Below are 620 nucleotides of genomic sequence, written 5' to 3'. Positions count from 1 at the left end.
GATCCTCGGTGGGGCAGCCGTCGATAGCACGATCCAGAACAGCGAAATCGATTTTCACGGTAAGTTCACACTGATCCACAACGAGCAAGTAGTACAGCCACGAGCTATTCCTCCATCGAGCCTGCCGGCGCAGACGTGCCGTCTTGAGCGGTGACACCGCTGGCCTTGTGCTCGAGGTAGCGCTGAGCGTCCTCGAGGACCTCCTGCGGCAGTTCCTCGGGCATGTTCTCGACGGCGCGGCGCAGCTGGAGACGCCAACGCTTGGCGGTGGAGAAGGGAACACCCATCTCTTCCAGTGCTTTCGATCCCATTGCCTCGGTCACGTACCGAGCCGCAACAAGCCGGAGAGCCATCTGGGCGCTCATACCTTGATCGACCAAGCCGCGGACTCCGGCGTAAAGGATCCCCCCGACCAGTGCAGCTAGTTGCTCGTCGGTGAGGTTCAATGCGGCGGGGATGTTGTCTTCGATGTTCTCGTGGCTCATGTCTTCCCCTGGGGTCTGGTTCTGGGTTTGGTCTTGATCAGGTGGCCGTCGGTGATGTTGGCCAGTTGGCGGTAGGACTTGGCTTCTGCGAGGTCGAGCCAGTGAGCGAGCACAGCGGGTCTGTTCTTGGCTCTG

1 protein-coding gene is annotated in these 620 nt (G+C 60.6%); it reads right to left on the bottom strand.

What is annotated here, in order from left to right:
* Nucleotides 1-104: 104 nt before the first annotated feature.
* A complete protein-coding gene (locus RCG67_RS16995) occupies nucleotides 105-485 on the bottom strand; it encodes a hypothetical protein (protein ID WP_368827974.1) in 381 nt (126 codons plus the stop codon).
* Nucleotides 486-620 lie beyond the last annotated feature (135 nt).

It is taken from the genome of Kocuria cellulosilytica (assembly GCF_040981245.1).
Taxonomy (GTDB): domain Bacteria; phylum Actinomycetota; class Actinomycetes; order Actinomycetales; family Micrococcaceae; genus Kocuria; species Kocuria cellulosilytica.
The sequence above is the reverse complement of the archived record's forward strand: the minus strand, read 5'-3'. Positions and strand labels throughout refer to the sequence as shown.